The sequence below is a fragment of the Stenotrophomonas sp. 1L-E-5-B-C3 genome, assembly GCF_057292075.1.
Genome location: NZ_JBXAWS010000002.1, coordinates 421277 through 440319 on the forward strand (window position 1 = coordinate 421277; position 19043 = coordinate 440319).

At 67.1% G+C, this 19043-nt stretch carries 18 protein-coding genes; 4 read left to right on the forward strand and 14 right to left on the reverse strand.

Going from position 1 to position 19043, the window contains the following annotated elements:
• Positions 1-34 precede the first annotated feature (34 nt).
• Entirely contained in the window at positions 35-625 is a 591-nt protein-coding gene (betI, locus tag AC0Z6F_RS04640) for a transcriptional regulator BetI (protein ID WP_006364695.1), read from the reverse strand.
• 90 nt (positions 626-715) lie between these two features.
• Positions 716-1141 carry a MerR family transcriptional regulator gene (locus AC0Z6F_RS04645; RefSeq protein ID WP_017355167.1) on the reverse strand — a complete coding sequence of 142 codons (426 nt, stop codon included), beginning with the start codon at positions 1139-1141 and terminating at the stop codon, positions 716-718.
• A gap of 41 nt (positions 1142-1182) precedes the next feature.
• Between AC0Z6F_RS04645 and AC0Z6F_RS04650 the strand changes: the two genes are divergently transcribed.
• From AC0Z6F_RS04650 to AC0Z6F_RS04665, 4 genes are all read left to right on the forward strand, one after another.
• Positions 1183-1539, forward strand: coding sequence for a mercuric transporter MerT family protein (locus AC0Z6F_RS04650; RefSeq protein WP_017355168.1), 357 nt, complete (start codon positions 1183-1185; stop codon positions 1537-1539).
• A gap of 8 nt (positions 1540-1547) precedes the next feature.
• A complete protein-coding gene (locus tag AC0Z6F_RS04655; protein ID WP_017355169.1) occupies positions 1548-1835 on the forward strand; it encodes a heavy-metal-associated domain-containing protein in 288 nt (95 codons plus the stop codon).
• Complete coding sequence (locus AC0Z6F_RS04660; RefSeq protein ID WP_465251337.1) at positions 1765-2040, forward strand: GDCCVxC domain-containing (seleno)protein; 276 nt, start codon at positions 1765-1767, stop codon at positions 2038-2040. Before AC0Z6F_RS04655 ends, AC0Z6F_RS04660 begins: the two co-directional genes overlap by 71 nt.
• Before the next feature lie 94 nt (positions 2041-2134).
• Complete coding sequence (locus tag AC0Z6F_RS04665; protein ID WP_017355170.1) at positions 2135-3334, forward strand: hypothetical protein; 1200 nt, start codon at positions 2135-2137, stop codon at positions 3332-3334.
• Positions 3335-3370: 36 nt separating this feature from the next.
• On the opposite strand, the gene AC0Z6F_RS04670 is transcribed toward AC0Z6F_RS04665, so the two are convergent.
• The 12 genes from AC0Z6F_RS04670 to AC0Z6F_RS04725 form a co-directional block, all read right to left on the reverse strand.
• Positions 3371-4474: an acetate/propionate family kinase gene (locus tag AC0Z6F_RS04670; protein ID WP_036196077.1), complete on the reverse strand. Its 1104-nt coding sequence runs from the start codon at positions 4472-4474 to the stop codon at positions 3371-3373.
• Between the two features lie 19 nt (positions 4475-4493).
• Positions 4494-6569: a heavy metal translocating P-type ATPase gene (locus AC0Z6F_RS04675; protein ID WP_082316348.1), complete on the reverse strand. Its 2076-nt coding sequence runs from the start codon at positions 6567-6569 to the stop codon at positions 4494-4496.
• Positions 6570-6632: 63 nt separating this feature from the next.
• Positions 6633-8225: an ABC1 kinase family protein gene (locus tag AC0Z6F_RS04680; protein ID WP_017355174.1), complete on the reverse strand. Its 1593-nt coding sequence runs from the start codon at positions 8223-8225 to the stop codon at positions 6633-6635.
• Between the two features lie 25 nt (positions 8226-8250).
• Positions 8251-10716, reverse strand: a complete 2466-nt coding sequence (locus AC0Z6F_RS04685) for a phosphoketolase family protein (RefSeq protein ID WP_017355175.1) — start codon at positions 10714-10716, stop codon at positions 8251-8253.
• On the reverse strand, positions 10713-11627 hold the full coding sequence (locus AC0Z6F_RS04690; RefSeq protein WP_017355176.1) for a ribose-phosphate diphosphokinase: 915 nt from the start codon (positions 11625-11627) through the stop codon (positions 10713-10715). Before AC0Z6F_RS04690 ends, AC0Z6F_RS04685 begins: the two co-directional genes overlap by 4 nt.
• Positions 11624-13141, reverse strand: a complete 1518-nt coding sequence (locus tag AC0Z6F_RS04695) for a thymidine phosphorylase family protein (protein ID WP_049404647.1) — start codon at positions 13139-13141, stop codon at positions 11624-11626. The genes AC0Z6F_RS04690 and AC0Z6F_RS04695 overlap by 4 nt, the downstream gene beginning before the upstream one ends.
• Positions 13138-14472, reverse strand: a complete 1335-nt coding sequence (locus AC0Z6F_RS04700; protein WP_229301209.1) for an MBL fold metallo-hydrolase RNA specificity domain-containing protein — start codon at positions 14470-14472, stop codon at positions 13138-13140. The genes AC0Z6F_RS04695 and AC0Z6F_RS04700 overlap by 4 nt, the downstream gene beginning before the upstream one ends.
• Positions 14473-14605: 133 nt before the next feature.
• Positions 14606-15013 (reverse strand): hypothetical protein, encoded by a 408-nt coding sequence (locus AC0Z6F_RS04705; protein ID WP_049436410.1) that lies wholly within the window; start codon positions 15011-15013, stop codon positions 14606-14608.
• Positions 15010-17397: a heavy metal translocating P-type ATPase gene (locus tag AC0Z6F_RS04710; protein ID WP_049404642.1), complete on the reverse strand. Its 2388-nt coding sequence runs from the start codon at positions 17395-17397 to the stop codon at positions 15010-15012. The genes AC0Z6F_RS04705 and AC0Z6F_RS04710 overlap by 4 nt, the downstream gene beginning before the upstream one ends.
• Entirely contained in the window at positions 17394-18059 is a 666-nt protein-coding gene (locus tag AC0Z6F_RS04715) for a methyltransferase family protein (RefSeq protein ID WP_017357195.1), read from the reverse strand. The genes AC0Z6F_RS04710 and AC0Z6F_RS04715 overlap by 4 nt, the downstream gene beginning before the upstream one ends.
• 1 nt (position 18060) lies before the next feature.
• Complete coding sequence (locus tag AC0Z6F_RS04720; RefSeq protein ID WP_065427866.1) at positions 18061-18375, reverse strand: DUF2933 domain-containing protein; 315 nt, start codon at positions 18373-18375, stop codon at positions 18061-18063.
• Positions 18372-18884, reverse strand: a complete 513-nt coding sequence (locus tag AC0Z6F_RS04725; protein ID WP_485616579.1) for a MerR family DNA-binding protein — start codon at positions 18882-18884, stop codon at positions 18372-18374. The genes AC0Z6F_RS04720 and AC0Z6F_RS04725 overlap by 4 nt, the downstream gene beginning before the upstream one ends.
• Between the last annotated feature and the right edge of the window lie 159 nt (positions 18885-19043).

The window sequence follows — 19043 nt, forward strand, 5'->3', positions numbered from 1 at the left end:
CGTACTCCTTGGAAGGGGGCGGGTGCTGCAACGCTTATAGCGCGACAGCCTGCAACTGGAAGTCGATGTAGCCGTAAGCGATGCGCCGGGACTTCTCGGCATTGAACTGGCCGCCGACCAGGCTGCCGCGCAGCCACAGGCCGTCGATCATCGCGGCCAGGCCACGGGCGGCCAGGCGGGCCTGCGGGTGGGGCAGCAGGCGGTTGAACTGGTGGCACAGGTTGGAGAACAGGCGCTGGTCGTTGGCGCGCTGCAGCCGGGCCAGTTCCGGCTGGTGCATGCTGGCGGCCCAGAAGGTCAGCCAGACGCGCATCGCGGTGCCGTTGATCTGGCTGTCGTCGAAGTTGCCGTCGACGATGGCGCGCAGCTGGTCGCGCGGGTCGTCGCCGACGTCGGCGCGGTAGCGGGCGACCGCCTCCTTCAGTTCGCGCAGGATCTGCCGCATTGCAGCATTGAGCAGGCCGTCCTTGTCGCCGAAGTAATGGGCGACGATGCCGCTGGACAGCCCGGCCTTCTTCGCGATGGTGGCGACGGTCGCATCGGCCATGCCGATCTCGTCGATGGTCTGGAAAGTGGCCCGGATCAGCTGCTCGCGCCGTACCGGTTCCACGCCTTTCTTCGGCATTGTCTCTCCACGGATTGCGACCCGAAGGATCGGGCTGCCGACCATTATGAGGGTCGGCAGGGATTCGTGTAAAAACGGGCCGAAAGTGAGCTAACTGCCTGTCGCAGCTGGCTTTATTGGCCGCTCCAGAAAATCGAGGGTTGGGCAGCACTCTCCCGCCGGCACTTGGGCGCACCGCGCTATTTTCTGTTCGAGATCCCTCTCCAGCTGTCGCAGCTCGCGGATTCGTAGACGGACATCGACGAGCTTTCGCTCGGTCAGCTGACGGGTCTGCTCGCAAGAACCTTCGCCTGTGATCTCTAGCAGGCCAGCGATCTCGTCGAGGCTGAATCCCATCATCTGAGCGCGCCGGATGAACTGAAGCCGATTGACATCGTTTTCGTCGTAACGACGCACGCCTCCTATGGGTCGCTCGGGTTGACGCAGCAGCCTACGCCGCTGGTAGTAGCGCACGGTTTCGACGTGCACATCGGCCGCCGCCGCCAGCCGGCTGATCGTAAACGTGTTCGGACGCACGGCTTGACTCCGTACCTAGGTACAGAGGCTAGTATGCTCTGATGCAAACAACCCCGGCCAAATCGTCTGTTCCAGCCATCGTTGGCGCGAGCATCGCCGCCATTGGCGCATCGGTCTGCTGCGTCGTGCCGCTGGTGCTGGTCCTGCTGGGCATCAGTGGCGCCTGGATCGGCACCCTGACAGCTCTCGATCCCTTGAGGCCCTGGTTCAGCGCCGCCGCCGTACTGTCCTTGGCCGTGGCGTTTTGGATGCTGTATCGACCGGCGGCACGGTGCGGTGTGGATGGCAGTTGCATCGCCCCGGACGCTCTGCGACGCAGGCGACGTTGGCTCTGGTTGGCGACAGCCCTCATCGTCCTGTTGCTGCTGTTTCCCTATTACATCGTCTGGATTCTGTAGGAGGCGCGATGCACAAGTGGATACTGGCCCTGGTGGCTGCTCTGTCGGTCGGTGCCGCTCTTGCGACGCCCGCAACCGTAGTGATGCTCGATGCTGAGAACATGACCTGTCCCGCCTGCGGCATCACCATCAGGAAGGCGCTGGAGAAGGTGCCGGGCGTGGCCGATGTGAAGGTGGACACCCGGGCTGAAACAGTCACGGTGACGTTCGAATCGAGCCAGACGGATGCAGCCGGAATCGCGCGTGCAGTCACGGAAGCAGGCTTCCCGGCCAAGGTGCGGACTGGCGGTGAGTGACGTCAAGCTGGAAAGCATCTTGACCTGCCCGGAGTGCGGCCATCGGGCGACCGAGACAATGCCCATCACAGCGTGTCAATTCTTCTATGAGTGCACGGGCTGTGGAGCGGTTTTGCGTCCGCATCAAGGCGACTGCTGTGTGTTCTGCTCGTTCGGAACAGTGCCATGTCCACCGATCCAACAGAACAATCCCTGTTGTGGTTGAACCGCGGACTCCGATAATAGTTGGACAGACAGGCTGCGAGATCGACTGTGCCACCCTGGAAAGCGCGCCGCTCAACCAGCGGTGTGCATGCGAAGTGGTCGACATCCTCCGTCTGCACGAGTCGATCCGGGGTGCCTTTCCGGAGTTCACGACTGATCCCGCCGTACACGCGCACTTATTTTCACCCTATGCCTTGTTCGTTGATCGGCCCGCGTTGGAGGCCATGGGACGAGTCGCGGCGGCGGTCTTCGACGTCGCAGGAAACCCGGGATATAGCCAACGGGTCCTGCAATGGGCCCCTGACATTGCAACCCATGATCCGGGTTCGGCGGGGGGCGTCCTGGGTCTGGACTTTCACCTGACGGTCGATGGCCCGCGGCTGATCGAGGTCAACACCAATCCAGGCGGTCTGCTCCTCAATGCCTTGTTGCTCGATGCCGTGCGGTCTTGCGCGCCGCCAGCATGGGCCACCTGGACCAACGCGGCCCAAGCGCGTGATGCGGCCGTCACGGCCTGGATGGAGGATGCTCGGCAGCAATCCGGGCGCACGCCGTCGCGCCTGGCCATCGTGGACAGCACTCCGCGAGCGCAGTTCCTTTACCCCGAGTTTGTGCTGTACGCGAACGCGTTTCGGGACCATGGCGTGGACTGCGTGATCAGCGCTCCCGAGGATTTGTCGTTTGGTTCGGACGGGCTTGAGGATGCCCACGGTCGAATCGACACTGTCTACAACCGGTTGACCGATTTCGCGCTCGAGGATGCCTCGCATGCAGACATTCGTGAGGCTTACCTGGCAGGGGACGTCGCGCTGATGCCGCATCCCCGAGCACACGCGCTGTTTGCCGACAAGCGCAACCTTGCGGTGCTCGGGGACCCGGCTCTGCTCGGCGGGTTCGGGGTCGATGCGGGTTCGACGGCACTGCTGGGCCAGGTGATCCCGCCCACGGTCGAACTCGTGCCCGCGAACCGGGATGCGTTGTGGGCAGTGCGCAACGGATATTTCTTCAAGCCTGCAGCAGGGTTTGGCAGCCGTGGGAGTTATCGGGGCGACAAGTTGACCCGGCGGACTTGGGCGTCTATGGCGTCGGCGACCTACATCGCACAGGCCTTCGCGCCACCGAGCATGCGGATCGTGCATGGGGGCCAGTCCCTCAAGGCGGATGTGCGCTGCTTCGCGTCCGAGGCGGGTGTCCTGTTGTTCGCGGCCAGGCTGTACCAGGGCCAGACCACGAACATGCGCACCCCCGGTGGTGGATTCGCAGCGGTGCTCACGTCGTCACGGATCGAGGAGTGATTCCCCACCGGAGCCGACCCTTGGGGCGTGTCGTGGCTACAGCCAGGCGAGTGCCGATTCAGCCAGTTCGCGCTCCTCATCGATCGCGACGTTCCATATGCTCGGCCCGCCCCCGCGGTCGATCCGCGTGGCTCCAGCATCGTTGACGTCAGGTGCCAGCGCCAGGCCGAGCCAGGCCAGTCGCGCGACGATGCGAGCCCGCAAAACCGGCGCGCGATGGCCGATGCCGCCGGAAAAGACGACATGGTCGAGACCGCCAATTGCCGTGGCCATGGCCGCGATGGACTGCGCAATCCGGACTGCAAAGAGCTCCACGGCAAGCTGGGCCTGCGGGCCGGGATCCGTCAGCAACACGCGCATGTCGCCATGGCCGGCGATTCCGGCAAGGCCTGCACTGCGGTACAGGCCGTTTTCAAGCGCCTGCGCATCCAGGCGTTCATGCCTCAGCAGATACAGCAACGCGCCGGGATCGAGATCTCCGGAGCGGGTAGGGCTCGGGATTCCACCCAGCGGAGTGAGCGCCATGGTGGTGTCGCGGCTGCGGCCGCCCTCGACGGCGCAGACGCTGCAGCCACCCCCCAGATGCGCGAAGACAGCGCGGCCCTTCAGGATTCCAGCGTCGTGGCTGGCCACTATGCGGAGCGCGGAGGCAAAGGCGAGTCCATGGAAACCGTAGCGGCGGATGCCCAGCGCATCCCATGCTTCAGGGACAGGCAAGCGCCGGCTCCAGGGCGCGAGCGACGCGTGGAAGTCGGTGTCGAAGGCCACGCCTTGGCGCGCGTGCGGCCAACGCATGCGCGCGGCACGCGCGAAAGCGAGGGCTACCGGCTGGTGCAAGGGTGCGAACGGCACCAATGCATCCAGTTTCGCGAGCACGGTTTCGTCGAGCTCGCGGGCGTCGTGAAGGTCACCGCCATGTACGATTCGGTGCACCACCACGTCGGGGCTGGGCCACGGCTCCGACAATGCCTCGAGCAGGGTGGCAAGGCGCTCCTGCGCATCCACGCCGACTGGAATTTCGGCCCGGGAGCGCTCGAGCAGACGAGACTGCGCGCCGTGTCCCTCAGTGTTGAACAGATAGGACGCGCCCTTGAGGGTGGACGAGCCAACGTTGAGTGCAAGAAGCCGGCGCGTGGTCACAGGTGTCCCCGAATCATGTTCATGGGGACCGCACCGCCCGGCGCAACAACTGCGCATTGATTGCCACAACGACGGTGCTCAGCGACATGAGCACTGCCCCAAGCGCAGGTTGCAGCAGGATCCCCCATGCGGCGAGAACGCCAGCGGCGAGAGGGATGGCGACGATGTTGTAGCCGGCGGCCCACCACAGGTTCTGGATCATCTTGCGATAGGTGGCCTTGCTCAATTCGATGATCGCTGGCACGTCGCGCGGGTCGCTGCGCACGAGTACGACGTCGCCGGCCTCGACCGCGACGTCCGTCCCTGTGCCGATGGCGATGCCGACGTCGGACGTGAGCAGCGCCGGAGCGTCATTGACACCGTCACCCACCATCGCGACGCGCTTGCCCTGGGCCTGCAGCTCCTCGATCTTTGCCACCTTGTCCTCGGGCAATACCTCGGCGAAGACGGTGTCGATGTTGAGTTCCTTCGCGACCGCGTTTGCGACCGCCGTGGAATCACCCGTCAGCAGGACAACCTCCAGTCCTTCGTCGTGCAGCCGCTTGACCGCGTCGAACGATTCGGGACGGATGGCATCCGCGATCGCAAATACGGCGAGCACCCGGTCGCCTTCCACCAGGTAGGTTGCAGATTGACCATCGGCTGCCGCTGATTCGGCAGCCCGCCGAAGCGTCTCCGGCGGTTCGACCGCGAGCATTCTCAACAGACCCGGCCCGCCAACGTGAAGCGAGCGCTCCTCGACGACTGCGCGCACGCCGCGTCCCGGCATGGACTCGAAGTCCTGCGACATCGGAACGTCGATGCCATGTTCCTTGGCGCTGGTCATCAGCGCCTGCGCGATCGGATGTTCAGCGTCGCGCTGGACCGACGCGGCCACGCGAAGCACCTCGTCGTCGGTGAGTCCATCGGCGGCAGTGGTCTTCACGACGCGGTGCGAACCGAGCGTGAGCGTGCCTGTCTTGTCGAACACGACCGTGTTCAGCAAACGGGCCTCTTCCAGGCCGCGTCGATCGCGCACGAGCAGGCCGTTCCGTGCGCCAATCGTGGTCGAGATGGCGGTCACCAGCGGGATGGCCAAACCCAGCGCATGGGGACAGGCGATCACGAGCACGGTCACTACGCGCTCGATCGTGAAGCTCCACGGTCGACCGAGGAGTGGCCAGACAATGGCGGTAACCGCGGCGGAGACGATGGCGATGATCGTGAGGTAGAACGCCGCCCGGTCCGCCAGGGCCTGGGCGCGCGAGCGCGACGTCTGGGCCTGCTCGACGAGCCGCATGATACCCGCGAGCGCGGTCTCGTCGCCGGTTCCCGTCACCTCGACACGCAACGAGCCCTGTCCGTTGACGGTGCCGGCGATCACCCGGTCGCCCGTCGACTTGTCCATCGGCTTGGACTCGCCGGTGATCATCGCTTCGTTGACGGCGCTGGTCCCTTCCTTCACGACGCCGTCGGCGGGAATGCTCGCGCCGGGCCTGATGAGCAGCAGGTCGCCGCGCTTCAGTTCCGCGACAGGGACTTCCTTCGCGGTACCGGCCTCATCCAACCGCACCGCCATATCAGGCAGCAGCTTCGCGAGTTCCTTGAGAGCGCCCTGTGCCTGGTTGATCGAACGCATCTCGATCCAGTGGCCGAGCAACATGATCGCCACCAGCGTCGCCAGCTCCCACCACAGGTCCAAGCCCTCGACAACGCCGAGCGTGACCAACGCGCTGTAAAGGAAGGCGACGGTGATCGCAAGCGAGATCAGCGTCATCATGCCCGGCAGGCGATTTCTCAGCTCGTGGTATCCGCCGCGGAGGAACGGCGAGCCGCCGTAGAAGTACACGATCGTGCCGAACACCGCCGGGATGTACGCCGACCCCGGGAACTGTGGTGCGGTGTAGTCGAACCAATGCTGGATCATCCCGCTCCAGATCAGAGTGGGGATGGTCAGCAGCAGCGTGAGCCAGAACTTGTCGCGGAAGCTCGCCACGCTGTGGCCGGCATGCTTGTCGTGCCCGGCATGGACGTCACCTTCAGCACCCGTGCGGGGATGCGGCGGTTGCTCGCCGTGCGCCTGATGATCTTGATGATGATGATTGTGTTGCGTCATGGGTCTGCCTTCCTGGATGCACTGATGCGCCGGGCACCAGCGGGGAGATAGATCAGTGTTCTGTTACAAGTGTCCCGATCTGGCGATGGCCATCACCAGCCGCAGTGAGAGCAATCCCGCAGCAGCGAAAGCCACCATAGCCAGGAAAGGCATGTGACCGAACACTTGCGGGCCGTCGGAATGCAGGCTCAACAGCGCACCGCTTACGTACAGGCCCAAGGTGACCAGGGCCAACGCCAGCCGGTTGCCCGTGCGCGCGATTGCCTCCTGCGTGGAACTCAGGCCATGGTGGTGTACGGAGAAGGCGGGTCGTCCGTCGCTCAGTTGCGCCTGCCGCAACAGGTCGGTGGCGATCTGTGGCAGTTGGCGCGCAGTGCGGGCCAGCCGCATGGCAAGCGGCCTGTTGCCGCTGGGGCGGCTGGCTTCGGCAATGTCGGCGATCGCGGCCGCCTGCGCGGACAGCGTCCCCAGCAGGTCCAGATTCGGATCCAGCGCCCGCAGCGTGTTCTCGACCAGGAACAGCGTCCGGATCAGGGACAGCAGGTGGGCCGGAAGCCGGAAGCCAGCGCCCTGCCCAATGCGTGCCACGCGCCAGATTGCCTCGGCAATGGACCACTGCGCCAGCGGACGGCTGGCCATCTCGGCCAGGATCAGGTGGATCTCGCGCACATGCGAGCGGCGGTCGACCTGCGACGGGAAGAAGCCCATGGCGATCGCTGCATCCAGCACGCCCTCGGCGTCGTCGGCCGCAATGGCCTCGACCATGCCGCCGAGCGCGAGCCGGGATGCAGGGTCGAGCACGCCGATCGATCCAAAGTCATGCAGGCACAGGCGACCGTCGTCAAAGAAGAACAGATTCCCCGGGTGCGGGTCGGCATGGAAGACGCCGGCGCCGAAGAGCTGATGCACGTAGGCACCGAGCAGCGCCCTTGCCAGTGCGGGAGCGGCCGCTGTGCCGTACGCGGCCTCCAGACGGGTCCCGTGGCTTCGATCCTGCACAAGCACGTTGCGGGTGGCATACGGCTCGACGACGTGCGGCTGGGTGATGCCGGGCAGGGCATCCAGCACCTTGGCCATGCGCCGCATGTTCTGCGCCTCGTGACGCATGTCGATCTCGTCACGCAGGAATGCGCCTAGTTCGTCCACCAGTTCGAGCGGCCGGTGGCGTTTCAGTGGCGGCCAGATCCACTGGGCGACGCGCATCGTGCGCCGCAGGAGCAGCAGATCCGCCTGCACCTGGGCATGGATCCCGGGGCGGGTGATCTTGACGACCACATCGCGACCATCATGCATGCGCGCTGGATGGATCTGGGCCACTGAAGCCGCGGCCAGGGGCTTGTCATCGAAGCTGGCGAAAAGTTCGCCGACCGGCGCGCCAAACGCCTGTTCGACGATACGCATGGCCTCCTCCGCCGGGAAGGGGGGCACATCGCTGTGCAATCGCGACAGCGCCTCGCGATAGGGCGCCGGCAGCAGGTCCCAGCGCAGGCTCAAGCCCTGGCCCAGCTTGACGAAGGTGGTGCCCAACCCCACCAGTGTGGTGCTGACGTATGCCGGAAGCAGGTCGGGTGCACGTCGGCGCAGGCGCAGCACGGCGACGCCGAGCTTGAGTCCCGCCCAGGCAATCTGGCCTCCGCGCCGCACCGTGCCCGCCATCAACGCGCGCTCCCGGTTGGACAACTCATGGCGTCGACCCACTTGCAGGACGCAGGATCGTGGCCGGATCGCCCCGACCATCCACTGCCGCCAGCTCCGCTTCCGACAACAGGCCGCCCCGGGACTGGCCGAGGACGCCCGCGGCCGCATCGACCACGTGCGCCCAGGTGCTGCGGTTGGCGAACAGCAGTCCCGGCACGTCCAGCGTGCCGCCGCGGTTGACGAAGCCGAGCGCCGCGGTCGTGGCCGGGCCAGTGTCGAGCCGGCGCAGCGCGCCCAGGAAGGGCTCGGGCCGCGTATGCGTGACGAATATGCGCGGCCGTTCCGCCGGGAACAGTGCATGGACCTCGCTGTCGGAGTGCACGTACCGCGCCTCGTCCGGATCGCGCGGCGTGCGGAACCGGCCGGGCTCGCCGAGATAGACGATCGCGGCCGACACGCCACGTTCAACGAGGCGCACCTGCGCGTGGCGCACTTCCTGCAATTGGTAAGCACCGGTGGCGACCAGCAGGATCGCCGCTGTCGCCGGGTTGCCGGCCAGGCACAGCGCACCTTGGGTGGCCAGCGCCTGCGCCTGCGTCGGTGTCAGCTCGTGCGGCACCGGTCGCTTGGGGACGACCAGGGTGGTGACCGTGCCGCGTTGCGCGTAGGCGTGGGCGAGGGCCGCGGCGGCGCCGTTGGCGTCCGGGGGAAACACCACGCGCGATATGTCGGCCATTTCGCCCAGGAGCGCCTCGGCCATGGTCGGATCCTGATGGGACTGCTCGTTCTTCGCGTTCTCCCACGTGTGCGAGGTCAGCACGAGAGGCACGCCCAGCCAGCCGGGCGGTCGCCCCGCCTGTGCCTGGTGACGCGCGAAGATCAATTCCTGGCGCACGGCGCCAAGCATCTTCGGTGCGAACGCCTCGTAGGTGACCACCAGGTTCAGCCCGCCCTTGTTGCCGAGCGCGGCGCATACCACGGCTTCCTCATTAAGCGCGGTGATGACCGCGCCAGTGGTCGATTCCGCGACACCGGGCTCGGGCTCGTGCACCCGGTGCTTCATTGCGTCCAGGGTGCGATCGAGCTTGTTGCTGCGCAGCTCGTCAGGATTGCCCACGCGCACGCGCAGCCCCGGGTTCGCTTCGGCGATGGCGACGAACTGCTCGTCGAGCGCGGTCATCGGCGAGCTCTCGCCGCCGGCGCCGCGGTCGGCGATCGCCGGGACGCGGGGCGGTTCCACCTGGCGATCGGCCAGCGCATGGTCGCGCTCGCGCACGCGCTGCTGGAGGTCGTGGCTGTTGAGTGCGGCAACAGCCTCCTCGAGCTCGGACGCGGCCACGAACAGCGCCGCGGCGCCTTGATTGAAGAGCGCGCGTGCCTCGGCCTCCTTCGACGGATTCCCGGGCAGGGGCAGGTTGTGCGAGGCGTTGGTCCCGGCGCCGGGGAATCCGAAGCCCTTCACGGTTTCGGCAATGCCATAGGGCAGCCGCACGTCGGCATCGGGAACGGCGGCGCCCGCTTGCAGGCGCGACTCCATCACATGGATACCCCACGCGATGCTGGCCGGATCGCGCCCGTCCAGCGCGATCGGATCAAAGCCGTTCAATCGCAGGTGCCGGTCCAGCCACCGCTCGCCGCCCTGCTGGGCGATCTGGCTGCGCTGTTCGATGCGCCGCCCGTTGAGGATGATGATCGGGCTGACCAGCCCGCTGTCCTCGGCACGCCACCAGCGCGGCGCCCAGTCGCTGCCGCGCTGTTCCTCGAACGCACCGTCGCTGAGGAACGCCACCAGGCGTTCGTCCTTGAGCGGTGCATGCACGTACTGCAGTTCGGCAAAGCCGAGATAGCCGCCTTCCATCACGCCCCCGGCGGTGTGCGCATTGACGTGGGAGCCCAGGGGCGACGCCGGTGTTCCGTCCGGATTGAGGGTGTAGGCATAGAAGTCGCCGACGAACCGGCTCAGCCCCGCGTCGGAGCGGTCGTAACGTTCGGCGTGCCGGGCGGTCATGTTGCCAACCAGCACGTTCAGCGCGTCGATGGCGGCCACGCAGTGCCCCTGGCCCATCATCCATGCGCGGGTGACGCCATCCAGGGCGTCCATCAGCAGGTAGCCGGCGTAGGCCGGCACCATGTTGAGGGACCCGCCAGTGTGGCCTTCGGGCGTGGCCTTGAAGTCATCGGCCTCGAGGGCCGCGCCGTCGGTGCGGACCCGCTGGCTGTAGGTCATGTGGGCCACCAGCCACATGCCGGCGCTGGTGACGCGATCGGCCGCGGCGAGCCGCTGCCAGGCGGTGCCGGCATCGGGCGTGCGGCCCAGGGCCACCAGCTCGTGCACCATCTGGCGGACCCGGAGCTGGGTGAGCGGGTCATGTCGGATCACGCCGTAGCCGGCCGCCCAATGGTCAAACGCGGGATCGGCCCGCCGGTGGGCGTCGGCGAGTTCAAGGGTCCGCTGGCGCTCGGCGGCCGACAGCTGGTCGGCGGTGCAGCAGTTGAGATGCAGGTTCATGGGTCCTCCGGGGAGTCGGCCGAAGCGGACATCAGGGTCGATGCCGCGTCAGCGAGGTCCGCGCCGAGCGCGATCGCGTTCGACGGGTGGGCAATGGTGTCGGTACTGACGATGCGGGCCAGACCTGCTTCCTGCAGGCGGGCATAGGCATCGCCGGCGAACACCGGATGGATGGCGACCAGCAGTGGCGGCGGCAACGACAACCGGCGCAGGTGTGCGAGGGTCTCCAGGATGGTGTGGCCGGACGACACGATGTCGTCGATCAGGACCGGGGTCCGGCCCGCCACGGCCTGCGGGTCGGGCAGGCTGACGCGCACGTCGTAGTCGCCGTGCCGCTCCTTGGCCAGCACCTGGTAGGGCATGCCGGACAGGGCGGCGATGTCCGCTACCCACTGCTCGCTCTCGCTGTCAGGGCCGATCAGCACAGCGTCGGGGACGGTCTCAGCGATCCAGCGGGCCACGGCCGGCGTCGCCGATACGTGGACCGTCGGAATGCGGTAGAGCGACTGCAGGCGCTCGACGCGGTGCAGGTGCGGGTCCACGGTCACCAGCCAGTCGAAAGCCTCTTCGAGGAATTGCGCAAACAGCGGTGTACTGACCGCCTCGCCGCGATGGAAGCGGGTGTCCTGGCGCATATACCCCAGGTAGGGTGCGATGAGGCCGACCGAACGAGCCCCGAACTCGCGCGCGGTCCGGGCGGCGAAGCGCAGCGGGAGGGCCAGGGCATCGGCGTTGCGCAGGCTGGCCAGGATCGCCACATCGGCGCCGTCCAGTGCGTCGTCCAGGGTGACCAGCGACTCGCCATCGGGGAAGTGCCGCCAGGCCACGGGTGCAATGCGCGCCTGCAGGGGCTGGTTGATGGTGCCGGCCAACACTGCATCGGCCGGGAAGGGCATCAGCACACGGGTCATGGAACCTCTCCAAGCACAAAGGGTTGCAGCGTCGCGGCGTGCTCCAGGGCGTAGGCCAGTTCTCCCGGCGACTCCGCATGCAGGGTCATCATGGGCTGTCCGCGCTCGACCGTATCGCCGATCCGCAGACCGGTTTCGAGGCCGGCGGTGGGGGATGTCGGGGCGCCGGCCAGCTTGGCCAGTTTGGCCAGCCTGCGGTTGTCGATCGCCGCGATGCGGCCCGATGCAGGCGCCGGGACGTCGGCGGTGAACGCCGCCCGTGGCGGTTCGCGGAAGCCTCCCTGGGCCTCGCAGATCGCCAGGAACTTGGCCAGCGCCGCCCCGGAATCCAGCACGCCGCGCGCGCGCTCCAGTCCGGTGCCGGCGTTGCTGCCCGCTGCCATGTCCAGCAGCGCCGCGGACAGCGCAAGTGCGCGTTCGCGAAGGTCGGCGGGTGCATCGGCCGCGTTGCGCAGCACCTTGAGCACGTCGTGCGCCTCGAGCGCCGGGCCGATTCCCCGACCCACCGGCTGGGTGCCGTCGGAGCGATGGATGCCCAACTGCAATCCCAGCGCGCCCGCGGTGTGGGCAAGCCGCGTGCCGAGGCTGTGGGCCGCGGCCTCACCTCGCACCTTGGCCGTCGGACCCACCGGCATGTCGATCAGGACGTGGGTGGAGCCCGCGGCTATCTTCTTCGACAGCACGCTGGCGACCAGTTGGCCGTCGCTGTCGAAATCCAGCGGGCGCTGGACCCGGATCAGGATGTCGTCGGCCGGGCTCAGGCGCACGTTGCCACCCCACACGATGCAGCCGCCCTCGCGCTCCACCACCCGGCGCATCGCCGCCAGGTCGAGCGCCACCGGCGCCATCACTTCCATGGTGTCGGCGGTGCCCGCGGGCGACGTGATCGCGCGCGACGAGGTCTTCGGGATGCGGTAGCCCAGCGCAGCCACGATGGCCACCACGATCGGGGTGGTGCGATTGCCCGGCAGGCCACCTACGCAGTGTTTGTCCAGCACCGGCCCTTCGCCCCAGTCCAGGCGCTGGCCCACGGAGATCATGGCTCGCGTCAGCGCGGTCGTCTCCGCATGGTCCAGGCGGTCACCCGCGCTGGCAGTGACGAAAGCTGCAAGCTCCAGGTCCGACAACCTGCTTTCCATCACGTCCTGCACCAGGGCGAAGTACTGCGCGTCGTCCAACCGGGCGCCGAACACCTTGGCACGGAGCGCGCCCGCCGACGCCGCGGGTTCCGCGTGCCTGACGCCGGCGAGGGCGTCGGGCGCGGGATCGAGGAGCGTCCACGCGGCCTCCGACAACGCCACCTCGTCCAGGCCGAGCCGATCGTCGATGACCACGTTCAGCGTCGCCACCAGCGTGCGGGCGTCCACGTCCAGCCTGACGCGCGTCATCGCGGCAAAGCCTTCCGAGCGACAGACCTCGCAGTCGCGGTGCATATAGACCACCGGCTGCTGGTAGGTGTCGATGCCGGCACGGGTGACGCGCAGGCGGGTGTGGCCCGGGGCCTGCGTGGTCATCTCGCATCCTCCAATCCGACTTGCTCCAGGTGCCCCGGCACGCGCGCACGCCAGCCCAGTTCACGCTGCACGCGCCCGCGCAGCGTGTCTGCAGCGTCGGGCTCGCCGTGGGTGAGGTAGACCATGCGCGGCGCGGACGGCGCGGTGCGCATCCAGTCCAGCAGCTCCCCGGCGTCGGCGTGGCCGGAGAAGCCCTCCAGCTGCACCACCTCGGCGCGGATGGGGACCTCGCGGCCGAACATGCGCAACGTGCGCTTGCCTGCCGCCAGCGCGGCACCGCGTGTTCCTCCGGCCTGGTAGCCCGCGAGCAGGATCGCGTTGCGGTCATCGGGGCCGAACGCCTCGATGTGGTGCAGCACGCGCCCGCCGGTGATCATGCCGCTGGCCGAGATGATGATCATCGGCCCGCGCTGGCGGTTGAGTGCCTTCGACTCTTCTACAGTGTTGACGAAGGTGGCCACGTCGAACATCCGCTGGCAGTCCTCGTCGGACACGTGGTGCTCGGAGTGGTGGTCGTGGTAGTGCCGGGTCGCGTTGATCGCCATCGGGCTGTTGAGGTAGACCGGCACGCGAGGGATGTCCTTGCGCTCACGCAGCCGGGCGATATGCAGCATGAGCGCCTGGGCGCGGCCGATGGCAAAGGCGGGAATGACGATCACGCCCCCGCGGGCGGCAACGCGGCGGATGATCGGTGCCAGCTCGGCTTCTTGGTCGATCGGAATGTGTTCCCGATTGCCATATGTGGATTCGCAGACCAGGACGTCACAGGCGGGCAGGGGCGTCGGCGGATTCATCAGCGACTCCTGCTGCCGTCCCAGGTCGCCACTGAAGTGCAGGCGCTGGCCCTGGACGTCAAGGCTGACATGGGCAGCGCCCAGGATGTGGCCGGCAGGATGGAAGCGGATCGTGACGCCTGATGCGACCTCGATGTCGCGACCATAGTCATGCCCCTTGAGCTGCTTCAGGCTGCGGCGGGCGTCATCCTCGGTATAAAGCGGCCGTGGTTCCTTGTGCTTGGAGTACCCCTTGCGGGCCGCGTACTTGGCCTCCTCTTCGAGCAGGTGTCCGCTGTCGGGAAGCAGCAGGCCGCACAGGGCCACGCTGCCATGGGTGCAGTGGATCCGGCCGCGGAACCCTTGTTTGACCAGTGCGGGCAAGTAGCCCGAATGGTCCAGGTGGGCGTGGGTCAGGACCACCGCGTCGATTGATGACGCCTCGACGGGAAACGGAGCCCAGTTGCGCTCGCGCAATTGCTTGTAGCCCTGGAACAGGCCGCAGTCCACGAGCACGCGCTGACCGTTGGCCTCGACCAGGTAGCGCGAGCCGGTCACGGTGCCCGCGGCACCGAGGAATTGCAGGGTGGGGTTGGAAGACGCTGTCATGGTGTGGCTCCTGTCCTGGAAGGGAAGTGATTGCGGAGGGCATGGCGAGGGCCGAGGCGCATCTGCATCGCCCGCGCGCCTGTCAGGGGCGGATCAGCTCCACTGTGTCGTTGACCTTGGGGCTCCCGGAGATCACTTCAGCCTCCGCGTAGTGGCTGTCGAACAGTTCGACGATGCGCACTTGGCCAACGTTCTCGCGGCGGTAGCGTGGACCGCCGGCCCGCGAATGCCGGATACGGCGCTTGTGCCGGATCACGTCCAGCACCTGCCCGACCTGGGCACCGTCGGCCTGCCCGACACAGACCACAAGCGTTCCGTCCTGCTTTTCCAGCACCTGGCCGCGCATCAACACGTTGTGGCGGAACCCACCCTCGTTCGCGGAGACGACCCCCGGCAATGCGAACGCGAGCGCGAGGGCCAGTGCGGCGACCCAATGGCTGCGATTGGTACCTCGGGGTCTGGAATGGGCGACGTGTGTGACCGTATTCATGGTGTGGACTCCTTAGATGGGCTGCGAGGGGTGGCGGCATCCGCCAGTGGAAGGCGTTTGAGCAGCAACGCGTTGAGGGCGACGATCACCGAACTGCCCGACATCGACAGCGCGGCGATTTCTGGCGACAGCACGAACGGATAGAGCACACCGGCCGCCAGCGGAAAGGCCAGCACGTTGTAGCCCACGGCCCAGCCCAGATTCTGATGCATCTTGCGCAGAGTGGCGTGGGCGATGGTGGTCGCGCGAACGACGTCATAAGGGTCGCTGTGCATGAGCACGATGTCGGCACTCTCGATGGCGACGTCGGTGCCGGCGCCGATCGCGAACCCAACGTCGGCTTGGGTGAGCGCCGGTGCGTCGTTGATGCCGTCGCCCACCATGCCGACCTTGAGGCCCTGCGACTGCAGCTTGATGACCTCATCGGCCTTGCCGCCCGGCAGCACGTCGGCCAGCACGATGTCGATTCCCAGGTCCTGTGCCACGCGCTCGGCCGTGGGGCGGTTGTCGCCGGTGATCATCGCCACCTTGATGTTGCGCCGGTGCAATTCGTCGATGGCCGCGCGCGAGGTCTCCCGGATCGCGTCGGCAATCGCGAAGAAGCCTGCGAGCCGGTCACCCACCCCGGCATAGATCACCGTGCGACCGGCACCGGTGAGGCGCGCAGCCTCCGCTTCCAATACCGAGAGGTCGATGCCGTGCTCGACCATCAGGATCCGGTTGCCCAGCACCACCTGCACCCCGTCAACCACGCCGGTAGCGCCCTGGCCATCGATGTTGGTGAACGCGGTAGCGCGCTCGGCTACCGGACCGGCACGCTTCAGGATGGCCTGCGCCAGCGGGTGCTCGGAGTGCGCCTCGACCGCGGCGGCCGCGGCCAGCAACCGCTCCTGCGTCCAGCCCGGCGCGACCGCCATGTCGACCACCTCGGGGGCGCCGACCGTCAGGGTGCCGGTCTTGTCGAAGATCACCACGTCCAGGCGTGCGCTCTTCTCAATCGATTCGGCATGCTTGAAGAGGATGCCGTGTCGTGCCCCCAGGCCAGTGCCGATCATGATCGCCATCGGCGTGGCCAAACCGAGTGCATCGGGGCAGGCGATGACGAAGACGGTGATCGTCAGCGTGAGCGCGAACAGCAGCGGCTGTCCCAGCCACCAGAACCAGACCGCGAAGGTCAGCAGCCCGATCACGATCGCAGCCAGCACCAGCCATTGCGAGGCGCGGTCGGCGAGCAGCTGCGCGGGCGCCTTGGAGTTCTGCGCGGTCTGGACCAGCTTGATGATCTGCGCCAGTGCCGTGTCGCTGCCGATCTTGGTGGCGGTGTAGGCGAATGCGCCGCTCTTGTTGATCGATCCGCCGACGACGGACTCTCCGGGATCCTTGCGCACCGGCATCGACTCGCCGGTCAGCATGGATTCGTCGACCTGAGAGCTGCCTTCCGTCACGATGCCATCGACCGGGATCTTCGCCCCGGGCCGCACGATCACGGTCTCGCCGACCAGCACTTCAGCGGTGGGAATGTCGAGCTCCTGCCCCTCGCGCCGGACGACCGCGCGGGGTGGGGACAGCTTCAGCAGCGCTTTCATGGCGTCCGAGGCGCCGGCGCGAGCCCGCATCTCGAGCCAGTGGCCAAGCAGGACGAAGGTCAGCAGGACGGCCGAGGCCTCGTAGAAGTTCGGCCCGTCGAAGAAGAACGTCGACGCGATGCTGAAACCGTAACCTGTGCCCACGCTCAGGAGCACCAGGACCGCCATGTCCAGCACACCCCGTCGCAGGGACCGGATCGCGGCGCTGAAGAATGGCCAGCCCGGATACAGCACGGCGCCGGTCGCCAGCAGGAACAACCAGACGTTCTCGCGCAGTCCGAACGGCACCGGCGGCGGCTCTATCAGCCCGCCCATGGGCGACCACACGAATACCGGGATCGCGAAGGCGAGGGCGACCAGGAAGCGGCGGCCCATGTCGCGCGCCGCGGCGTGCAGATCGCTGCCGTGGTTCATGCCCGCATGGGCGTCGTGGCCCCCGGCATCCGTGGCGTCATCGCCGTGGCCGGCGTGGGCGTCAGCGGGGCGCTCTGCGGCCAATTCCTGTCCGTGCCCGGCATGCGCAGCATGGGCGTGCGCGCCTGCGGCGGGGTCGGCATCGGGCATCGGCGCGTTGCATTGGAAGCCGCAGTCGCGGATCGCGGTGGCGACCGCGCCCGCCGACAGGCGGGCCGGGTCGTAGGACACCTGCAGGGTCGCGGTAGCGAAATTCGCGCTGGTGGCGTTGACTCCAGGCAGCGCGGCCACGGCCTTCTCCAGCGTGCGCGCGCAGCCGGCACTCACCATGTCGCCGATGGGCCAGGTGCGCGTGCGCACAGTGGGTTTGTGGACGTGCGTCATCGGGTTTCTCCTTGGGATGGAGCGGGGCCGCGCCGGCGTCGCGGGATGAAGGCCGGCACTTCCTGCATGTAGCGGACGTAGTCGTCGCCGAAGCGGCTCAAGCAGTCTTTTTCCTCACGACGCGCCAGGCGGGCATAGGCCCACACGAGCACTGGATAGCTGGCGAGCGTGAGCAGCGTGGGCCACTGCAGCAGGAAACCGGTCAGCACGAGCAGGAAGGCGACGTACTGCGGGTGACGCATGCGCGCATACACGCCCTCGCGGGCGAGCCGGCCTTCACGCTGTGCCCGATACAGCACCGGCCAGGCGGCCGACAGCAGCCAGAAGCCGCCGCCGATCAGGACGAAGCTTGCGATGTGGAATGGGCCGAAATGCGGGTTGGCGCGCCAGCCGAACCACATCTCGAGCAGATGGCCCGCGTCATGGCTCAGCCAGTCCACCTGCGGATAGTTGGCGCTGAGCCAGCCGCCCAGGACGTACAGCGTCAGCGGGAAGCCATACATTTCCGCGAACAGGGCCACGACGAAGGCGGAGAACATACCGAACCCACGCCAGTCCCAACGGGTCAGCGGTTTGTAGAAGCTCCAGGCGAAGAAGATGAAGAACGCGGCGTTGATGGCGGCGAGGAGCCAAAGACCGTAGCCGGAGTCGGGTGCCTGCATGTCAGTGCCCTCCGTTCGAGGTGTCGGACGTTTCGTCGTTCAGTGCCCGCTTGCTACGGCTCTCATGCTGGCCATGGGGTGTGTCGTCGGCATTGCCGTCGCGCCCATGACTTCCGGAACCTCCATGACCGCCATGCCCCTTGTGCATGAACACATGCATCAAGGGACATAGCAGCAGGATGGCCAGGGGCAACCAGCGAAGCGTCCCCCCAAGGTGGGCGCGGTGCTCGACGGCGAGATAGAACACGGCCAGCGCCAGGAAGATCCAGAAGACCCAGCGTCGGGAGCCTGAGGGGGCAGGACTGGAGGCTGTCATGGCAAATTCTCCTCTGTGGGGCGGCGTCCAAGAAGTCGCCGGGGGGTGGACTTGACGAACCCGCCGCCTTCAGCAGCGGCAACAGATTCGATCAATGCGCAGACGTCATCGCCAGTCGGAATGGAGTCCGGAAGCTCCGCCCAGGCGTGGATGGCACGCTCCATTCGTCCGTGCATGGCGAGCAGCCTGTCCAGTTGTTGGCGGGTGTCGTCGAGCCTGCGCCGAATGATGTCCCGCACAAGCGGACAGGGACTATGTCGCAGCAGGCTGTGGTGGATGATTTCCTCGATTTCCCCCAGCGTGAAGCCAAGGTGTTGCGCCGTGCGAATGAAGTGCAGGCGAAGGAGCTCCGAGGTGGAGAACAACTGGTAGCCGCCCTCGGTATGCGTGGCCGCTTGCAACAGACCGCGCCGCAGGTAGTTGCGCACCATATGCACCGTGACATCGCCCTGCCGTGCCAGCTGGCGGACCGTCATCAGCGGCAGCGTCACTTCTTCCTTGGTCGTCATCGGCTTGCTCCCGGCGAGGTGTTGATCAGGCTAGACCTGTGTCTCGCACACAGGTCAACCGGCCTTGCGGTGGGCGAAGCCAGTAACGCGCGAATTGGCCGTGGACGGACGGATGTTCGCGGCCACAGTTGCATGAGCCGTCGGTCCCTGCCTGCGTTG